The sequence below is a fragment of the Butyricicoccus intestinisimiae genome (genome assembly GCF_018918345.1).
Taxonomy (GTDB): domain Bacteria; phylum Bacillota; class Clostridia; order Oscillospirales; family Butyricicoccaceae; genus Butyricicoccus_A; species Butyricicoccus_A intestinisimiae.
The window spans coordinates 46,888-66,958 of record NZ_JAHLQI010000008.1 but is presented as its reverse complement, the minus strand read 5'-3'; the positions used below and the strand labels follow the sequence as shown (position 1 = coordinate 66,958).

Genomic DNA, 20,071 nt, shown 5'->3' with positions numbered 1-20,071 from the left:
TGGCCGGTGACCTTGCGGGCGGTGTCAATGACTTCTTTGACGGTAAAGCCGACGCCGTTGCCCAGATTAAAGATGTTGCTCTCGCCGCCGTTCATCAGATAATCCATCGCCAAAATATGCGCTTGTGCCAGATCCGTCACATGGATGTAGTCTCGAATACAGGTGCCGTCCTTGGTGTCGTAGTCATCACCAAAAATCGAAATGTATTCGCGCTGTCCGTTGGGAACCTGCAAAATCAGCGGAATCAGATGCGATTCCGGATTGTGCGCCTCGCCGATTTTGCCGGAGACATGCGCGCCGCAGGCGTTGAAGTAGCGCAGCGATACAAACCGCAGGCCATGCGCCTTCCCCACCCATTTGAACATCTTTTCCATGCTCAGCTTGGTCTCGCCGTAGCAGTTGGTCGGCTCGGTCTTGTCCGTCTCCAAAATCGGCACGCGCTCCGGCTCGCCGTATGTCGCAGCCGTGGAGGAAAAAACAATCTTGTCGATGCCGTGCGCCACCATGGATTCCAGCAGCACCTTGGTGCCGCACAAATTGTTGTCATAGTATTTGAGCGGGTTTGTCATGGATTCGCCGACGAGAGAATTTGCCGCAAAATGGATAACGCCGTCGATGTGTTCTGATTCAAAAACGGAATCCACAAATTCGCGATTGCGAATGTCACCCTGATAAAACTTTGCCTTTGGATGCACCGCTTCGATGTGTCCGGTCTCCAAATTGTCCGCAATGACGACGTCGCGTCCTGCGTCTATCAGTTCATATACGGTGTGCGAGCCGATGTAGCCCGCGCCGCCAAGTACCAAAATTGCCATATTTGTTTCCTCCTTAGGCCAGCAGAACCACGCCGCCTGCCGGACGAATCGTCAAAATGTGGCAGGCATCTTTTCCGAGCACGGATTCCATGGTTGTCTTGAAATAGCTCAGCATGTCATTGGGCACGAACGCCTGAATCGTACCGGCAAAGCCGCCGCCGTGCACGCGAACCGCGCCGCGGCCGTCCAAAATGCTCTCTGCCAGCGCCAGCGCAACCGACATATCCTGTTTTTCCGGATTGACGCCGGTATACACATTTTGCAGGTACATCGCGGACGATCTGCCGGACGCAATGACCAGCTGGCGGAACTTTTCAAAATTGCCCTTTTCCAGTGCTTCTTTTTCCGCAACAGCGCGGCGATTTTCCGCAAAGAAATGCATTGATCGCAAAACCGCGCGGTCTCCGCACTGGCGGCGCAGAGACGGAATAGATTTCAAAAATTCTGCTTCGTCCACCTCGCGCAGCACGGTCTTGCCGAATGCCGCGGCAACCTCGCTCATTTCGCGCGGAATGGCTGCATAATCTCCGGTCAGTTCGGCATGGTCTCCGCCGGTGTCTACAATGCACAGCGAATGCTCGCTCGCGTGCAAATCATAAATGATTTTGCGCACAGAAGGCTCGTCCTGATCGGCAAAATCAATCGCCACGATGCCGCCGACTGATGATGCCATCTGATCCATCAGGCCGCACGGCTTGCCAAAATAAATATTTTCTGCGTACTGTCCGATTTTCGCAATGTCAACGGCGGTCAGCTTGCTCTCACAGAAAAAGCGGTTGATGATGACGCCGATCATGGTTTCATATGCCGCGGACGAGGACAGACCCGAGCCGCTCAGCACATTGCTGGTCATGTACGCGTCAAAGCCCTTGATTTCATGGCCGAGCTTGTGCGCCGCGGCGGCAACGCCGCGAATGAGCGCCGCCGTCTTGTTGGTCTCCTCCGGATGCGGGGTCAAATCCGTCAGATCAATTTCGTCCAGCGGATAGCCCTCCGACTGAATGCGCACAATCATGCTGTCATTCGGCGCGGCGCACGCGACAATGTCCAAATTGACGCTCGCCGCGAGCACATTGCCGTGCTGATGGTCTGTGTGATTGCCGCCCAGTTCGGTTCTGCCCGGTGCGCTGAACAGCTCAATTTCTTCCACTCCGCCAAACTGTGTGCGGAAGCCCGTCAGCACGTGCAGCAGCCGATTTCGGCAGTCCGGCAGTTCCGGACTGCCCGCCATACAGCCGTATACTTCGCAGAGTCTTTCATCTGCTTTTCCTGTATGCAGAGATAATTCTGCCTGTTCTAAACGAATCAAAGATACATCACCTCGGAGTTAGATATGTGGATTTTCACAGCAAAGCATGTTAAAATAAAGAAAAATGCTGCGAAAGGAGATTTCGCATGGAAAAATCTTGGGTTAAAACATTTGAGAGGCAGGAGCAAGACTCTCAGGAATTGTCCCTGTGTCACTGCGGCTATTCCATCTGTGAAGCGGGGCACAGCTTCGGTCCTGCCGTCCGTCCGAATTACATTTTGCACTATGTGCTGGACGGACGGGGCACATACCGCATCGGCTCGCGAATCTATCATTTGGAAAGAGAGCAGGGTTTTCTGATTGAGCCGAATGTCATGACATTTTATCAGGCGGACGCACAGCAGCCCTGGACCTATCTGTGGATTGGATTTCAGGGAACGCGGGCGGATCAGCTCATGCGGGAAATCGGTCTGTCCTATCGGGTTCCCACCTTTTCCTCCGGCTGCGGCGCCGAACTGCAGCAAATCGTGCAGCAGATTTTGCAAAGCGACCGTGCCAACATCGAACAGCAGCTGTTTGTGCAGGCGCAGATGTATACCTTTTTCTCCCACATCGCACACGGCGTGTTCATAAAAAACGGTGGATTTCAAATGGACAAGCAAAACTACTACGTGCAGGCGGCCGTGGAATACATTCAGACAAATTACGCGCGCAGCATCAAGGTGCATGATATCGCGGAATATGTCGGCGTCAGCCGGAGTTATCTGACCACGCTGTTTCAAAGTATTTTGCATACCTCTCCCAATGCTTACTTGACAAATTTCCGCCTGAGCCGTGCGAAGGAGCAATTGACGCTGACGAACTTCCCCATCGGCATCGTTGCCGACATGTGCGGCTATCAGGACTCCCTTGTATTTTCCAAAGCATTCAAACAGCGTGTCGGCATGACGCCGTCACAATATCGAAGACTAGACCGTGCCTCTCAGCAGGAAGGCTTACAGAGCGAAAGAGAAAATCAACTGTATTTTGAGGAAGCCGACACACCGTGATGTGTCGGCTTTTTCCGTGTTTATTCGGCGTGCAGGACGAAAATATGGGAATCGAAGTCCTTGCTCTCCCGATCGCCCTCTATCGGCTGACCGGCGGAGCCGTCTGTGGTGAGCAGACCGACTTCCATCAGCTCATCTCCGTAATGCGCGGAGACGCCGTCTACACAATACGAAAAATCAGGGTTCAGACCGTGCAGCTTGACGCGGCGATACGGGCCGTTGACCTCATTGAGGATTTTATAATATCCGACCAGCGCGGTCTTTTTGTCCTCGCTGACCACCATCCATGCGGTAAACTGGCTGTTGTCAAACGGGCTAATCAGGCGATAGAACGTGCCGAACTGAATGATTTCGCGGTATTGCTTCATAAACTGAATTTGTCCGCGCACCAGCTCCCGTTCGTCTGCGGTCAGCTTGTTGAGATCCAATTCATAGCCAAATGTGCCGAAGTGCGCGACATTGGCGCGGGTCTCCAGCGGTGTGACACGGAATACCTGATGATTCGGCACAACGGAGACATGCGAACCGATGCTGCTGATCGGATAGCACATGGATGTGCCGTACTGAATTTTCAGACGCTCGATGGCATCGGAATCATCACTCGCCCAGCCCTGCGGCGCATAGTACAGCAGACCCGGATCAAACCGTCCGCCGCCGGATGAACACGACTCGAACAGCACATGCGGGAACTCGGAGGTCAGGCGCTCATACAGCTGATAAACGCCCAAAATATACCGGTGGAACAGTTCTCCCTGCCGGTCGGCAGGCAGCTTTGCGGAAAATGCCTCTGTGATACAGCGGTTCATGTCCCACTTGATATACGAAACCTTTGCTTCGCGCAGAATCTTTGCCATCATGTCGTAAATGGCGTCCACGACTTCCTGACGGGTGAAATCCAGAACAAACTGATTGCGTCCGTGAGAAGCGCGGCGGTTCGGCGTGCAAATGCGCCAGTCGGGATGTGCGCGGAACAGGTCGGAATCCTCATTGACCATTTCCGGCTCAAACCACAGACCAAACTTCATGCCGAGTTCGTCAATGCGCTGTGCCAGCCCTGTGATGCCGCGCGCCAGACGGTGCGGATTGGCAACCCAGTCACCCAATCCGGCGTGGTCATTGCAGCGGGCGCCAAACCAGCCGTCATCCAAAACAAACAGCTCCACACCGTCATTTTTTGCGGCCTGCGCGATGGAAACCAATTTGTCCTCGGTAAAATCAAAATATGTCGCTTCCCAGTTGTTGATGAGAATCGGACGCGGACGGTCGCGCCAGTATCCGCGCGCCAGACGCTTCTGATACAGCTTGTGGAAGGTTTGGCTCATGCTGTTGAGACCGTCTGCCGCATAGACCATCACGGCTTCCGGCGTCTGGAAGGACTCATTCGGCGCGAGCTTCCAGTCAAACTGGAACGGATTGATGCCCATTGTCACGCGCGTGGTGTCCCACGTGTCCACTTCAATCTGTGCCAAGAAATTTCCGGAATATACCAGACTGAAGCCGATGGCCTCACCGGAAAATTCGGTTGTCTCCGGACGCTTCAGGATGACAAACGGATTGTGATTGTGCGAGGATGTGCCGCGCGTGGATTCTACGCTCTGAATGCCCTGTTCCAGACGGCGAACCTTTTGGTGCCGCTCGCGCGCCCATGCACCGGAGAAGTGTACAAATTCATAGTTGCTGTCCGGCAAATCCAAATTCAGGCTCATCGCATGGGTCAGGTGCAGATCCAGCGCGCCGCGGTTGACAAACCGCGCGCTGCGGGCAATCGCAGCATAATCGGCAAACAGGGTATACCGCAGCTCCAGTTCCGCGCCGATGACGGCATCCCGCAGCACAATCGTGAGGGTCTGTGCCTCCTCATCATGCTCTGTGTACGTGGCAGGAAGTCCGGCAAGTGCGGGCTTTCCCGCGGTAATCGTGTGGGATACATACGTGAAGTCTGTAATTCGGCTGCCATTCGGCTGCACGATTTCCAGTGCGGGATGACGAAAATCCGTGGTGCCGTATGACGGATATTCTTGCTTGACATGATCCAAAGAAAACCGAAGATTTCCTTCAAATACATAAGCACTCATCGGACGATGATTCATCTCCAACAAATGGTCGAAATTTTCTCGGTCGCGAATCGCCTTGCCAAAGTACAATTGTCCCAATTGACCATTTGGCAAAACCTTCATAATATAGCTGACTGCATCGTTGGACAAATGGAACGTCTGGCTCGATGCATGATAAAAAATATGCATGGTCTACCTCTCTTTACCGTTTTTATGGGCGGATGGTGAGGGAGGGAAGGACTTCTGTCCTTCCCTCACAAGAAAAGAAAATAGGAAAATAGGGGGTGTTACTCAGTGACGGATGCAGACTGAGCGGCATGCAGAGCATTGACCTGCTCGGTCATCTCGTTCAGCTTTTCACCCTTTAACTTGTACACGTGCTTGAAAATCAGGAAGCTGATGACGCACAGAGCAACCGGAATGACAAACGTCAGAACGCGGATGCCAAGAATGGTACCGGCTGCCTGATGACCAGCATTGGCAGCGTTGTAGCCGATGACGGACAGACCAACACCGGACAGCAAACCGGTCACTGCCTGTGCAGCCTTCATCAGGAAGGTCTGTGCGGAGCAGGTAACGGATTCATTGCGCTTGCCGAATTTCAGCTCGCCGTAGTCGATAACATCGGCGATGCAGCAGGTCGTGGTGCCGAGCGACAGACCGGAACCGAAGAACAGGAATGCACAGCAAGCAATAACAGCTACGTAGCTGGTCGGGCAAACATATCCGCAGACAGCCAGCGCAATCATGGAGATAACCGGCAGGCCGCAAGCAAGCAGATATACCTTCTCACGGGAGATGTTGCGGGCGATGACCGGGAACAGGAACAGGCCGATCATCTCAAAGATAATCGTGAAGCCGAATACCGAGTACAGGTCAGCAGCCAGACAAACTTCCTTGAAGTAATAAACAGAGAATGCCTTGAGCAGCTGCGTTGCCAGATTGAAGGTCAGCAGCAGACCGATGAACGCAACCAGCTGGTCGTTCTTGATGATGATGCCGAATGCTTCCTTGAGACTGGTCTTGGTAGCAGCCGCGCCGGTGGTCGGCTTTTCCTTGACGTTGAATACGGTGATGCCGATGCAAACAATGAAAATAACGACGATGCAAACAGCAACGGCGGTGAAGCCGGTTTCCGAAATGTTGACGAAGGAGCCGTTTGCCTGCTTCTGCATAACGGTGTTGTCGCCGAACTTGTTGTTGAAGAAGTTGATGGCGCGCAGACCGAACGTGCACACAATGAAGCCGCCCAGCGATGCAAAGATACGCGGGATGACGGAAATGCTTTCGCGCTCCTCCGGATTAGAGGACAGATTCGGCAGCCAAGACCAATACGGAACATCCATAATGGTATAGGTCATGCCGTACAGTACGTACATCACGGATACATAGATGTACATGGTCGGGGAACCCTTCTCAATTCCCAACGTCGTAAATAACAGAATAAAGAACACTGAGTTGACAAGCGTGCCGATAATCAGCCAAATGCGGAATTTACCGAAGCGCGTGCGCGTGTTGTCGCAGATCATACCCATCATCGGGTCATTGACTGCATCCCAAATACGTGCCACTGCGAACAAGACACCGACAAATGCAGGGTTCAGACCCAGCGTATCGGTAAAATACAGCATCAGAAATGCGCCAACCAGATTGCAGATTGCATCCTTACCAATGGCGCCGATGCCAAAACAGTATTTTTGTCTTGCTGGAAGCTTGCCGGTAGCAGATGGATTTGCCATGATTCATACCTCCATTTTTGAACTTTTGATACGAAATACCAGAGTTTTTGTGCACATTCTCTTTTATTTGTGACACTAATTATAAAGGATAAGCACCGAAGAAAAAAGTGCATTTTGTAACAAAAAACAGTCAATTTGTTAACTGCGTGCCAAACAAAATTTGCCATTTTTTGCTGTTTTGCATAAATTTAGTAAATTTTACCGAATTATTGCACTGTTTTACCGAGCTTCGCCGGGATTGTCTCGGTAAAAATGCCGATAAAACCGAGAAAAAAACAGAGCGCCGAAAAAAGGCGCTCTGTTTTTTATGCCTGTAGGGCAGCGCGAATGGTTTCTACATCTATCAAGTCGGGTTGTTCGCACTTCTGCATCAGCGCATGTGCGCGGGTCTTGACGCGCTGCAGCAGTTCCGTGTCGCGCGTTCCGGGCGCAAATTCCTGCGTTTCTTCCGGCATGATTTCAAAATCCGTCAATTCCTGCATGACGCGCTGCATCGTTTGCTCTGCATCTCGATAATATTCACTGCCTCGAATACGGATAAATCGCCAGCCGAGCCGCTCCAAAATGGTTTGTCGCTCCATATCTTCTCGGATTTTCGCCTCTCCGCTGTGCCAGCGTTCGCCATCGCATTCGATGGCAACCCTTTTTTTGCCGCAAACGGCAACCATGTCCAGACGATACGCACCGCGTCAGTACCGGATGGTGCACATCCGGATTCTGGCTGTCGCGGATAAATCCGTCGGCAACAATAAATTCTAACGTTTCTGATTCTCGGTGCAGCGCTGTAATAACATGATATAAGTCAGAGAACAAATCCCTCGTTTTGGCGTGAAGTTTTTGTTCTTGTGCGAGTTTGTGTACACGCGATCCGATACAGCACGTACTCACGAGCTGCGGACTGATTCAGACCGGCACGGTAGAGGCAGAGGAAGAACAGTATCTGCTCGGCCTGCTCAGCGAGCTGTAATGTCATTGGTGTTTTCAGCTGCCAAGGTTTGTCCATGCAGCAGCCAGCTATTTCTGCGGCCCGCTGAAGCCGAAAGTAGACTGAACCACCCTCATTCCCTAAACAATAGAAATTGATTCAATTTTTCTCTATATAGTTGTTATGATACCGAAAACCGCCCAATCATTTTGAAGATGATTGGGCGGTTGTTCATATTCTTTGTTTTTATCTGCATATTTGCTAGGTCTTTTTCCAAGTTTGACAGGCCTTTGTGTATAACTTACTACACAAAGCCTTCTCAGCAGTCATCTCTATATATGCAAAACAACTTGAAATGTATCAACTTTTGTTCTTGGCAGAACACTTTGCGCAAGAGTGTGCTTTCTGCTTTCAATAATGCTTCACCATCGTTCATCCATGCACACTCTTGTTTATACAGCTGCTCCGCATCATCTTGTATCACCTTAACCTGTGTACACTTTTCCACTGTAAGCTACCACCTTTCCGGCAGCCTGTATCACCTTAACCTGTGTACACTTTTTCCCTGTAAGCTACCACCTTTCCGGCAGCTTGTATCACCTTAACCTGTGTACACTTTTCTCCCGCAAGCTGACCTCTTTCCGGCAGCCTGTATCACCTTAACCTGTGTACATTTTTCCCTGTAAGCTACCACCTTTCCGGCAGCCTGTATCACCTTAACCTGTGTACATTTTTCCCTGCAAACTTACCTCTTTCCGGCAACCTGTATCACCTTAACCTGATGGCACTTTTTACACACGAAGCATTTGTGTTGCAATAGTGTATCTTTATTTTCAACCAAACCGTTTCACTTTTCGCCTTTCAATTGAGCCTATATATTTCTAGTTATTTGATATATCAACAATGTATCTGACTTATAAAATTGCTTGTGTTTTTCAAGCATTATCCTAACCTTTGTGTAGTAAGTTATACACAAAGCATTTTTTATATGCAAAAAAATGCCGAATGAGGAATCATACTCATTCGGCGGATGCATGTTCTTTATCATATTGTTTTTAATTAAAGGAGATTCAAAGAGGAAGGATATTGCTCTTGAAGGTTGTCACGCAATCGGATGAACTCCGGGATATACTGATCCAAAATTGTATGCACCAGCCTTTGCGCCTCTGCCCCGTCATAGATATGCGTCATGCTATTGCGATCCTTTAGCATAGAAAGCCAAATTTCTTCATCCAAAAATCCATAAATAGAATAAGCCGCTTTTAAAATCTCTCTGGGTGAGCCAGTATTCCCTTCCTGCCGACCTTCGTATTTCAGAAGCTCTTTGAGCACCTTCCAGCCAAGCTCAAACTGAATATGAAATTTATCAATAATTCCGCCGATAATAAATTCATTCGTCAAATCCTCTTGTCCGGCGCGCGACAGAACATTGAGATTTGAGCAGTAATTTTCAAACTTTTTCATACAAAATAATTCCTTCCTTTTGAATGCTCGCCAGCAGCTCCGGAGATACCTTCTCGTCCAAATTGACAACATCATACGTCAGCAGCGTAGAGGTTTCTTCTTCCAAATCCAGAGAAAAACGCGTGATGTCGCCGCCGGAAACTGCCAAATCAATATCGCTGGCTCTCCAATAATCTCCCCGTGCACGAGAACCAAACAGAATCACTCGGTTCAGATGATATTTTTCAGCCAGATGACAAATCTCGTCTTGCACTTGCGGTTTGATTCCGGTATTGTAAATCATAGGTGCACCCTCCCATCAAAATTCTCCACTTTTAATTTTTAAAAGACCACCCACTGGATGTTTCCCTCTAAATCGTCTCGGAAAACCTTCGTTATATCTCCTACCAGCAATTCGTCATCGTAGATTCGCACATGATAAATTGTCAGCTTTCTCGAGCACTGTACATCTCCAAGCCGATACTGTTTTCCATATTTGTCTTGCCGCTTTTCATGAAATGCAACAACTTTTCCTTTTCGCCTTGGATGCATGCCAAAGGCTTCTTTCATCTCACATATCCAATCATGCTCGTGGTTGGTATTATTCGTAAAGTACAAATGATGCTGATATCTGCACACCAAGACTGCGATATATCCAACTGTCACTCCCAAATAAATACATGTGAGGACGTCCATAGCAAAAACTATTTTTAATCCGAATATCCTGTACAGAGAGTATGAGATAACAAAGATAATCCATAATACGATCGCAGCAAACTGCATCACCCATTCTTGTTTTAAAACATGGTCTTTATATTTGAAAATATATAAAAAGCGAAAATGTTTTATCTGATGGAAAACCGGCTTTCCTGCCGGTTCTCTATTTTCTTTTTGTTTATTGGAACAATAGCTGCTGAAATAAAACTGAAATGTTATCAGCAAAAGAAATATGATTGTTTTTAACATAACTCCTGTTGTCGGTACTTTCGTGAGGAATCCATGATATGAGAATTGACAATTCCATCTCATGCGGTTATAATCTAAGTAGAAAAAGGGGCACACCGATAAACGGCGCGCCTTCTTATACGAAGTTATCTGAGAAAATAACCGCTAAGTTTGGTCGCTTGGGCGGTTATTTTCTTTTGCTTAAATAGGTAAGCAGAGCCAGAAAAAACATGCCAGACGTCGCAAATGCGGAAATCATCTGGAAAAAATCTGAAAATGTCACATACATAGCATCGCCCTCCCTTCTATTAAAAAGAGAGGGGTAAGAAAATTGTTCGCTCCCTCTCTGAAATAGAGAAGATGCGCCGCCTATCCGTTTATGGTGTACCTGCCAATAAGGATACTATACTTCTCAACAAAAATCAATATTTTATTCGAAAAGAGGCTCTTTCACATCGTAAGATTATAATACATCTTGTTTGATTGCAAAATTATATATCTCCTGAACGGAATCAAATAAATCCTGCTCTCGTTCTCTTTGCGGGCAGTCTCCTGCGCGATTCATTAAGAATTTTTTATGAGAATTGACAATTCCATCTCATGCGGTTATAATCTAAGTAGAAAAAGGGGCACTACCAGTAGACGATTTTTCCCCATACAGTGTTAAAGAAGTAACCGCAAGTTTCGTGGACTAGGCAGTTACTTCTTTTTTGTATGATCTAAAATCTGTAGAACTACAGAAATGACCGCTGCAATGGCTGCTGTATAAGCAAACAACGCTTCATATGTATCTCACAAGAATCAGGACAGCTTCCACCCCAGCGCCTCTGTGCGGACGTTGATGAGCGAAGCATAGATGCCGCCTTGCTTCATAAGCTGCTCATGCGTGCCGCGCTGGGCAATGCGTCCCTGATTCATTACAATGATCTGGTCTGCATTGCGCACGGTTTTGAGCCGATGGGCAATCATAATAATGGTCTTGTCTCTCGTCAGCTCTTCCATCGCATGTTGAATCAGCTGTTCATTTTCCGGATCAATGTTGGAGGTCGCTTCATCCAGAATAACAATCGGCGCATCCTTAATCATCGCGCGCGCAATGGAAATGCGCTGCTTTTCGCCGCCGGACAACGCCGCACCGTTCTCTCCGATGACCGTGTTGTACTGATCCGGCAGCTGCATGATAAAATCATGGCAGCACGCACGCTTTGCTGCGTCAATCATTTCCTTGTCCGTCGCATCCGGCTTTCCAAAGCGAATGTTATTGGCAATCGTGTCGTTGAACAAATAGACGTTCTGGAACACAACACTGATGTTTTCCAGCATCTGATCGGTATTATATTGACGAATATCCTTGCCGCCGATGGAAATCGAACCGCTGTCCACATCCCAGAATCGGCAAATCAAATTGCACAGGGTAGTTTTGCCGCTGCCGGAATATCCGACAATCGCCGTCGAGGTCTTTTGCGGAATGGTCAGCGATACATGGTCAATCACATTTTTCTTCTCATAGGAGAAACAAATATTGTTCACTGTAATGTCGCAGTTTTTACCGATGAACGTCTCGCCGCCGTTTTCCAGCTGCGGCGGATTTCCGCTCTCCTCAATTTCACCCAGTGCCGTGTCTACATTCTGCAAAATTGCAATCATGCTGCCTGCCAGCTGGAGCTGGTTGAAGATGACAAACAGCCAAATGACTGCCAAAGCAGATTTTTCGACAGCAATTTGTCCATTGAGACCCATCACCACCGCCGCATACATCGCCAGCACCGAGCCGCACTTCAAAATAATCTGTGAAATGACCGTGTACGGCATGACCTTTTTCTCATACGATGTCTCTGCCGCGCGGCTTTCATTGAGTACCTGCTTCATACGCACTTCGGCGCGATTATTGTCGTCCTGAAACGAGCGAATGATGACAATGCCCTGAATGTATTCCAATACGCCCTCAATGAGCTTGGTCACAGCCTGCTGCTTGCGCGGGGCTTCGTTTTGCGTCGCGCGGAACATGCCCTGCACAATGACACAGTAAAGCACGGCAGAAATCACCATAATCAGACCGATTTTCCACTGAAAGCACAAGAATCCGACGAGAAGGACCGCTGTGTACAAAATGCCCTGCAGGACATTGCTCAAAATAGACGGCACGGTGTTCTCGATCATATACAGCTTCGAGGATACCGCCGCGGTAATTTTGCCTAGGCTGCTGTCGTTAAAATATCCCATCGCCGCATGGCGCAGCTTGTTGCCAATGTCAATGCGCTTGTCCGCCGCCATGTATAGGCCGGCGCGCATCTGCTTGATGTTAGACTGCGCGTGCATGACAATACAACCGGCGATGCTAATCAGCATGACCCCAAATGCCTGCATCGGAATATTTCCCTCTGCATGAGTCGCTACCGCACGCAGAACCAGATATACCGCCAAAAACTGAAGCAGCTCAAAGGCGGAATACAGCAAGCCGTACACGACCGACTTTCTAATATACGGCTGTTCTTTCTCTGACAGGCAGTATAGCTTTTTTAGAATGTCTATCATGGTTATTCCTCCATCTCCTCGCTGCGCACACCGACATGGGAATCCCACATGTGCCGGTACAGCGCACTTTCCTGATACAGTCGGGCATGCGTGCCGCACGCCTCCACCTGTCCGTCGTGAATTAAGGCAATCTGATCCGCATCCGCGATGGTAGACAACCGGTGCGCAATGATAATCAAGGTCTTGCCCGCAACCAGACGAGAAATCGACCGCTGCAATACCGCTTCATTTTCTGGGTCCGTGAACGACGTCGCTTCATCCAAAATGACAATCGGCGCATTTTTCAGCATGGCGCGCACAATGGTGATTCTCTGCCGCTCACCGCCGGACAGATGGCCGCCCTTGTCACCGACCATCGTCTGATAGCCGTGCTCCAGCTGTTCGATAAATGCATGACAGCCGCATGCCTTTGCCGCATTTTTTACATCCTCATCCGTCGCACCCTTTCTGCCAATGCGGATATTTTCCATGACCGTATCATTAAACAGAAAGCTGTCCTGCGAGACATAGGCAATGCTTTGGTTGAGATTTTCCTGTGACAGCTGCCGCAGCGGTACACCACCAATAGAGATTTCTCCGGCATTGACATCCCAGAATCCGGCAATCAATTTTGCAATCGTGGATTTACCGCTGCCCGACGGGCCAACCAGTGCCGTCACTTTGTTCGGCTTCATGGTCAGATTGATGCCCTTGAGGATCATCGCGCTGTCCTCCGCATTCTGATAGCGGAAGCTGACGTTTTTCAGCACGACTTCATGGCTCGTGAGCGGTGCGCTCGTCTCCGGGCGAACCAGCTCCGGTGCCTCCAGTACAGCCGCGATCTTGTCAAACTCCGCCTCCATCTTGGTTGTTGTCTCGAACATAAACATCGCTTTAATCATCGGTGTCATGAGGCCAATCGCCAAAATGATAAACGTCAGCAGTACTTCTACCGAAATGCTGTCCTTGTGCCAGAAGTAATAGCCCATCGGCAGAATGGTCAGCATGGTAGAGTGCAAAATGCAAATGGCACCGGACAAAAATCCCTGTGCGCCCTTTTGCCACTCATAGCCAAATTTGGCGTTATTGTACACGGCGTTGGAATACTTGGCATAGGAGTCCGCCGAACGGTTGAACGCTTTGATGACCTCGATGCCATTGACATACTCGATGACTGCATCGTTTACGGCATCTTTTGCCGCATAGAACTTGCGGCACTTTTCGTCAAAGCCGCGCATCATGCCGACACAGCACAGCACAACCGCCGGAAGCGTCAGGAACATAATCAGCGTCATCTGCCAGCTGACGATAAACAGATACACGAGCAGCACCAGCGGAACCAGCAGATTGGCGGTCAGCTCCGGAATATAATGGGCAAGATACTGCTCCAAGCCGTCTACATTGTCAACAATGGTATTTTTCAGAGTGCCAGTCGGCGTTTCCTGAATATATCCCAGCGGCACCCGCTTCATCTTTTCGATGAGCGCACAGCGAATTTCATAGAGTACGTCAAATGTCGCCTTATGCGATGCCCATGTCGAAAGCGTTGTGAGAAGCGCACGTGCGATATACGCCGCCACGGCAATGCCAAGCGGCAGCACATATGCATGCAGATCGTTCTGCCCCTCATACATCATGCAGATGACCCGAACGCCGACAAAGTACGGAACCATTTCCGCGGCAACGCCCAACAGCGACAGAATGACGGACAGGATAAAGCCCTGCTTTCGCGACCCGATAAAGGTATAGATAGACAGTTTTTTCTGTTTCACCGGTTATTCCTCCTTGCGGCATGTGCCGACGGCAACGTTTTCCTGTTGTTCGTGCAGCTTTTCCGCAACCAGCTTGCTCATATCGCCAATCGTGGTATGCCGAATCATGCCGGAGAAATCAAAGTCGATGCTGTATTGGTTCTGAATCGCCTCAACTACCATCATGGCGGTCAGCGAATTGCCGCCGATGCTGAAGAACTCGGTGGACGCATCCAGCTCCTCCGGCTCCTCGATATCCAGGACGTCCGCCACAATGTCTCTGATTTCGATTTCCAAATCACTCATGTCAATACCTCCTAAAACAGCCCGTAGGCTCTTACAATTTTACCGTAGATATTTTTGGGAAACTCCTTCGTCCGCACCGTGATGTCCATGACACGGGAATAAAACGGCAGCCTTTGGTTGGTCTGATTGACCGCCTCCAGCACGGCCGCCTCGCGCCCTGCCGCATCTTTTTCCAGCACGGCATCCGTCGGATAAATCTCCGCGAGAATATGGTCGTTTTTTTCCGACACGCACACCTCGCGGACACTCTCGCTTTCTCTGAGCAGCTGCTCGATGTACTCCGGAGAAATATTTTCTCCGCTGCTCAGCACAATCAAATTCTTTTTTCGTCCGGTCAAATACAGCGCGCCTTTTTCATCGAACCGCCCCAGATCTCCGGTTTTTAGCCAGCGATCAGAAAGCATTTCTGCCGTCGCATCCGCATCTTTGTAATAGCCAAGCATGACGGAGGGAGAGTGAATCCATATCTCACCGTCCACCAGTTTGATCTGTGTATGCTGCATCGGCTCGCCGATCGACGCGGCCTGCGCCGGATTCTGCAGCAAATTCACCGTAGCCATCGGTGCATTTTCCGTCATGCCGTAGCCCGGCCGTACCGTAATGCCATAGTCCAGCATAGCGCGCACCGTGTCCGCGTTGGACGCCGCACCGCCGACGCCAATATACCGCAGGTTGTGCCCGAACAGCTTTTCCGCCGCCTCTCGTTTGGACAGCTGCGGGAACCGCTTTTGCATCCCGCGCAGCCGCTGATACAAAAATTCCAGCATCATCGGAATCAATACCGTAAAGGTCGGCTGATAGCGCTGCATATTTTTGAGCAAGTCCAAATGCGACGTCGCAATCAGCATATCTCCGCCATTGAAAAACGGGGCGAGTGTGCACTGGGTCATGCCAAAGGCGTGCGCCACCGGCAGAACACTCAGAAAGCTCTGATCCGCTGTATAGTCACAAATGGAAATCGTGTCCACAATATTGCTGACAATATTGGTCTGACTGAGCATCACGCATTTCGCCTGCCCCGTCGTGCCTGATGTAAATACCATCGTGCACAGCGCATCCGACTGTGCCGCGCCCTCATATCCGAGTATATCTTCGGTCGATTGGTCTTGTACGGCCTGTGCCAGCGAAACCACCTGGCAGCCCTGCTCGTACAGCGCACAAGTCAGCGTCTCCTGCATGGTATCATATACCACGCACGTGACGTCCGCCCGCTTGACATAGCTGACAATCGTTTCCTGCGGCAGCCGCCTATCCAACAAAACCGCTACATTGCCCGAAATCACGATTCCCAAGTACGCGGAAATCCAGTCCGTAGAGGAATCCAAGTACACGCCCACGTGCTTAACGCGGTCGTTTTTCAGCCATCGTGCAACCTGCACCGCTTTTTCGATAATCTCCCGTCTGGTTTTGGCGAGATAGGTATTGCCAACGGCATCTCGCACCAGGTATTTCGGGTGTTCGCCCTCGTTCTCATACTGCTTTCGCGTCAGTTCCCAAAAGGTTTTCACTGCAAGTTCCTCCCATGTCCTCGATCATCTCTGCCAGCGTCTTGATATTGGTGCAGTTCATCACGCGCTCAAAGCTGACATCCATGCCAAAGGTTTTGCTCAGATCCGAGGTGATTTTTAAAATAGATACGGAATCCATGCCGATCTGCAAAAAGCTGTCATCCATGCCGAAATCATCGTAGCCAAGATTCTTTTGGAACAGGGCAAACACGGTTTTCTGCATCTCGGTCTCCGGCTGTGTTTTGGACTGCACATTGTACGCCAAAAAGAGGGTCTGCAGCTGTTTTCGGTCTATTTTTCCGTTTGCCGTCAGCGGAATATCATCCACCGGCACATAGAACGTCGGCACCATATATGCCGTCAGCCGGTTCTTGGCCTCCTGCCGCAGCTGCTTCCACTCGTCCTCTCTTAGCTCATGCTCTCCGACAATGAACGCCGCCAGCTGTTTGCGCCCGCGCAGCTCTACCGGCTCCGCGACCGCCTGCTTGACAAACGGCAGCTGTCCCAGAACGCTTTCGATTTCGCCCTTTTCAATGCGGAAGCCATTGACCTTGACCTGTCCATCCATGCGCCCCAGAATTTCAATCCAGCCCTCCGGGCAGTACCGTCCGAAATCTCCGGTGTGGTAGATGCGTCCGAGCGTCGGATGCTGCTTAAACTGCCGCGCCGTGATTTCCGGCTGGTTCAGATACCCCTCTGCCACGCCGTCACCGCCAATGACAATTTCGCCGATGACATTCCACGGGCAAATGCGGCCGTTGGCATCCAGCACATAGCACTGCTGGTTATCCAGCGGGTATCCATACGGAATGCGGCTGTGCTCTCCCACGGTGTGCACAGGATAATAAATCGACCAAATCGCGCCTTCTGTAGCGCCGCCCAGACTGTACAACGCCGCGTGCGGCAGTTTTTCCCGAATTTCTCGCGCCAATGTCGGAGAAATCCAGTCGCCGCTCAGCAGTATCGTGCGCAGCGATGCGAGATTTTTTCCGCCCGTGACATCCATGAGCAGCTGCATGATCGCCGGAACCGAGTTCCACAGCGTGATGTGATGCCGCTGCACGAGCTGTGCCATGTGCAGGATGTCGTGCAGATCTGGAACCATGACCAGCTCTGCGCCTGCCGCCAGCGTACCAAAGATGTCATATACCGACAGATCAAAGCACATCGAGGAGATGCCGAGCACCTTGTCCGTCTCATCGACGCCAAACCGCCGGTTGATGCTCAACAGCGTATTGGATGCCTCATGGTGTGTAATGACGACGCCTTTCGGATTTCCTGTGCTGCCGGAGGTAAAGATGATGTACGCCATCTCCGATCCGTCCAGCTCCACCGGCTCCCGTGCAGCTGTGCTCTCTGCCGGTTTCCATTCGCGCAGATAGTGGGTGATATTTCCCTGTCTCACAATGTCGTCCTTGCGCTCCTGCGGGTAGGACGGATCAATCGGGACATAGGCCGCGCCCGCTTTGAGCACCGCCATCAACTGAACAACCGTTTCTTTTCTGCGCCAGCCTTCCACCGCAACCAACGTTCCTTTTTTCACGCCGTCCCGCTGCAATGCCGCCGCCAGCGCATCCGACATCCGATCCAGCTGCACATAGGTCAGCGTTCCGGTTTCGTCCGTCACCGCCGGACGGTCTGGGAAGCGCGCGGCGGCCTGCCGAAACAGCACATGCATCGGCTTTACCGGCAGGTCCGCCTGTGTCGCATTGTAACGCGCAATCTGCTGCATCAGCGCTTCACTCACCGGACGCAGATACGGGACTTCCTGTTCTCCCTCTGCGAGCTGCTCCACCAGCGCGCGGAACATCGCAAACATTTCGGTAATCTGTCTGCGGTCAAATTTGTGTACCAGATAGTCCCACGTCAACATCAGTCCGTCCTCTGTCTCCATCAGCTGGAAGTCCAGATAGACTTGCGGCGTCTGGCTGACGCTGTATTGTACCGTGCCGAGATATTGGTCAAAATCCTCCGTGTACCGCATGCCAATCATGCTGGTAAACACAACCGGATACAGTGCCTGCTCTCCGCGAACGCGGCCAATTTCCTGCTCCACCAGCACACCGTCAAACGCGCGATGCTGATAGTCTTTGAGAAATTGTGCCTGCACCTGCTGTGCCTTATCCCAAAAGCTCTCATTTTCTTTTCCTGCCGGAATTTCCAGCAGCAGCAGCGAGGTGAAGTCGCCCAGCGTCCGCAGCAGCTTTCCGGCAAAGCTGGTTCGATTGGTCAGTGTGACATTCAAACAAAAGTCTTTTCCCGGTGCGTAATGCCCCAGCACAGCGGCATAGGCCGTGAGGAAGAAATTCGATGCCGTAATCTGCCGCTTACCAAACTGCGCCTGTAAGTGTTCCCAGCAGCTTTTGCTCATGTTCCATGTCAGACGCTCAAACTGCGGCTTGTCGCTGTCCGTTGCAGCATACGGCAGATCCGGCGGCGGCGCGATACGCTCTAATCGCTGTTCCCAGTACTGCCGATCACCAGTGTATTTTTTCTTGCTCTTTTTGACCTCGGATTTGAGGACATAGTCTCGAAACGACATCGGCAGCGCGTCCTCTGTCGCCTCTGGATTGCGGTAATATTCCATGCATTCGCGCAGCAACAGGCGCAGGCTGCTGCCGTCCGCAATCATCAGGTCAAAGCTGTAAAACAGATAGGTCTCTGTCTCCGACAACCGAATGGCCTCCACCGCGAACATCGGCCACGTGCCAACCGCAAAGATTTTATGCGACAGCTCCTGCCGCCGCTGTAAAATCAGAGCCTTCTTTTCCTGTTCTGATGCACCCGACATATTATATGTTGGGATCTGATAGGACGGAATCGGATTCAGCTCGCGCTGATAGCCGCCCGGATAAATGACCGTGTGCAGCATCGGATGGCGGCGAATCGCCTTATTGAGCGCCGTCTCATAGCGATGAATATCCACGTGATTTTGAAATTCAAAATAGACATGCGTCGATATGCCGCCGGAGGAAAATGCCGCATTGCGTCCAAGCAAATAGCTCCGCTGAATATCCGTCAGCGGATACCCACCGGTCTTTTCCGCATACGCCGCCAGTGCCTTTCGATACTGCTCACACAGAAAGTTCGTATACGAATCCAAATCCTTTTCAAAATAGAAGTGATCACCTGGGAAAGTCTGCATCACGACGTCTTTGCCGACCACCGTTTTCCAGTCCTCCACCTGTCCGATCCGGTACGCGGGATCCTCTTGTCCATACGTTGCCACGAGATAAGACGGAAGCAGTTCCCCCTCATGGGCAAACCGATAGGTCCGCAGCGTATCCAAATCCGCCTGTAAAATTGGCAGCAGTTCGGTCTCAAAAATGCGGTTTTTCAGCACATTTTCCTCCGTGCCGCCGATGTCACGCAGATAAGCGATCATCTCTTCGTTTGACATGCCCACTTCCTGCTTGGCCGCCACATACGGAGAGGCCGCGCCGGAGAGTATCGTCATCACAGGGGCATTGTGATGCACTTTCTGCATCTGATATGCCGTCTCAATCGCCGCATACGCACCCATGCTGTGTCCGAACAAGCAATACGGTTCCGACGGGCCGAGCATACCGGCAATCTCCTCGCTCATGCTGTGCATCAGCTCGTCAAACGTCGAATAAAACGGCTGCCCATATTTTTTTCCTCGTCCGGCATATTCCAGCGGAATCAAGGTGATGCCGTCATTCGACTTTTTCGCCATCATATCTGCCATCGCGTCGTACCGCATGGCAAATCCACCCGCGTGCACCAAACAAAACATCTTCATTTTGCTGGCT

The 20,071-nt window shown here is 50.8% G+C and carries 14 protein-coding genes; 1 reads left to right on the top strand and 13 read right to left on the bottom strand.

Going from position 1 to position 20,071, the window contains the following annotated elements:
- Positions 1–815 (bottom strand): UDP-glucose 4-epimerase GalE (gene galE, locus KQI75_RS12570; protein ID WP_216471170.1); only part of this gene is annotated, 815 nt, incomplete at its 3' end.
- Between the two features lie 13 nt (positions 816–828).
- On the bottom strand, positions 829–2,124 hold the full coding sequence (locus tag KQI75_RS12565; protein WP_246566668.1) for a galactokinase: 1,296 nt from the start codon (positions 2,122–2,124) through the stop codon (positions 829–831).
- A gap of 86 nt (positions 2,125–2,210) precedes the next feature.
- On the opposite strand from KQI75_RS12565, the gene KQI75_RS12560 reads away from it, so the two are divergent.
- Entirely contained in the window at positions 2,211–3,113 is a 903-nt protein-coding gene (locus KQI75_RS12560; protein WP_216471169.1) for an AraC family transcriptional regulator, read from the top strand.
- Positions 3,114–3,133: 20 nt separating this feature from the next.
- On the opposite strand, the gene KQI75_RS12555 is transcribed toward KQI75_RS12560, so the two are convergent.
- The 11 genes from KQI75_RS12555 to KQI75_RS12505 form a co-directional block, all read right to left on the bottom strand.
- Complete coding sequence (locus tag KQI75_RS12555) at positions 3,134–5,356, bottom strand: alpha-galactosidase (RefSeq protein WP_216471167.1); 2,223 nt, start codon at positions 5,354–5,356, stop codon at positions 3,134–3,136.
- A gap of 98 nt (positions 5,357–5,454) precedes the next feature.
- Positions 5,455–6,906 (bottom strand): melibiose:sodium transporter MelB, encoded by a 1,452-nt coding sequence (gene melB, locus KQI75_RS12550; protein WP_216471165.1) that lies wholly within the window; start codon positions 6,904–6,906, stop codon positions 5,455–5,457.
- Between the two features lie 305 nt (positions 6,907–7,211).
- Positions 7,212–7,580: a DUF559 domain-containing protein gene (locus KQI75_RS12545; protein WP_281416238.1), complete on the bottom strand. Its 369-nt coding sequence runs from the start codon at positions 7,578–7,580 to the stop codon at positions 7,212–7,214.
- A gap of 1,310 nt (positions 7,581–8,890) precedes the next feature.
- Complete coding sequence (locus tag KQI75_RS12540) at positions 8,891–9,295, bottom strand: HI0074 family nucleotidyltransferase substrate-binding subunit (protein WP_216471162.1); 405 nt, start codon at positions 9,293–9,295, stop codon at positions 8,891–8,893.
- A complete protein-coding gene (locus KQI75_RS12535; RefSeq protein ID WP_216471159.1) occupies positions 9,282–9,578 on the bottom strand; it encodes a nucleotidyltransferase family protein in 297 nt (98 codons plus the stop codon). Before KQI75_RS12535 ends, KQI75_RS12540 begins: the two co-directional genes overlap by 14 nt.
- A 38-nt stretch (positions 9,579–9,616) precedes the next feature.
- Positions 9,617–10,240: a hypothetical protein gene (locus tag KQI75_RS12530; RefSeq protein WP_216471157.1), complete on the bottom strand. Its 624-nt coding sequence runs from the start codon at positions 10,238–10,240 to the stop codon at positions 9,617–9,619.
- Between the two features lie 780 nt (positions 10,241–11,020).
- Positions 11,021–12,754 carry an ABC transporter ATP-binding protein gene (locus KQI75_RS12525; protein ID WP_216471155.1) on the bottom strand — a complete coding sequence of 578 codons (1,734 nt, stop codon included), beginning with the start codon at positions 12,752–12,754 and terminating at the stop codon, positions 11,021–11,023.
- A gap of 2 nt (positions 12,755–12,756) precedes the next feature.
- A complete protein-coding gene (locus tag KQI75_RS12520; RefSeq protein WP_216471154.1) occupies positions 12,757–14,505 on the bottom strand; it encodes an ABC transporter ATP-binding protein in 1,749 nt (582 codons plus the stop codon).
- Positions 14,506–14,508: 3 nt separating this feature from the next.
- A complete protein-coding gene (locus KQI75_RS12515) occupies positions 14,509–14,790 on the bottom strand; it encodes an acyl carrier protein (RefSeq protein WP_216471153.1) in 282 nt (93 codons plus the stop codon).
- A gap of 11 nt (positions 14,791–14,801) precedes the next feature.
- Positions 14,802–16,298: a class I adenylate-forming enzyme family protein gene (locus KQI75_RS12510; protein ID WP_216471151.1), complete on the bottom strand. Its 1,497-nt coding sequence runs from the start codon at positions 16,296–16,298 to the stop codon at positions 14,802–14,804.
- Positions 16,261–20,061 (bottom strand): non-ribosomal peptide synthetase, encoded by a 3,801-nt coding sequence (locus tag KQI75_RS12505; RefSeq protein WP_216471150.1) that lies wholly within the window; start codon positions 20,059–20,061, stop codon positions 16,261–16,263. Before KQI75_RS12505 ends, KQI75_RS12510 begins: the two co-directional genes overlap by 38 nt.
- Between the last annotated feature and the right edge of the window lie 10 nt (positions 20,062–20,071).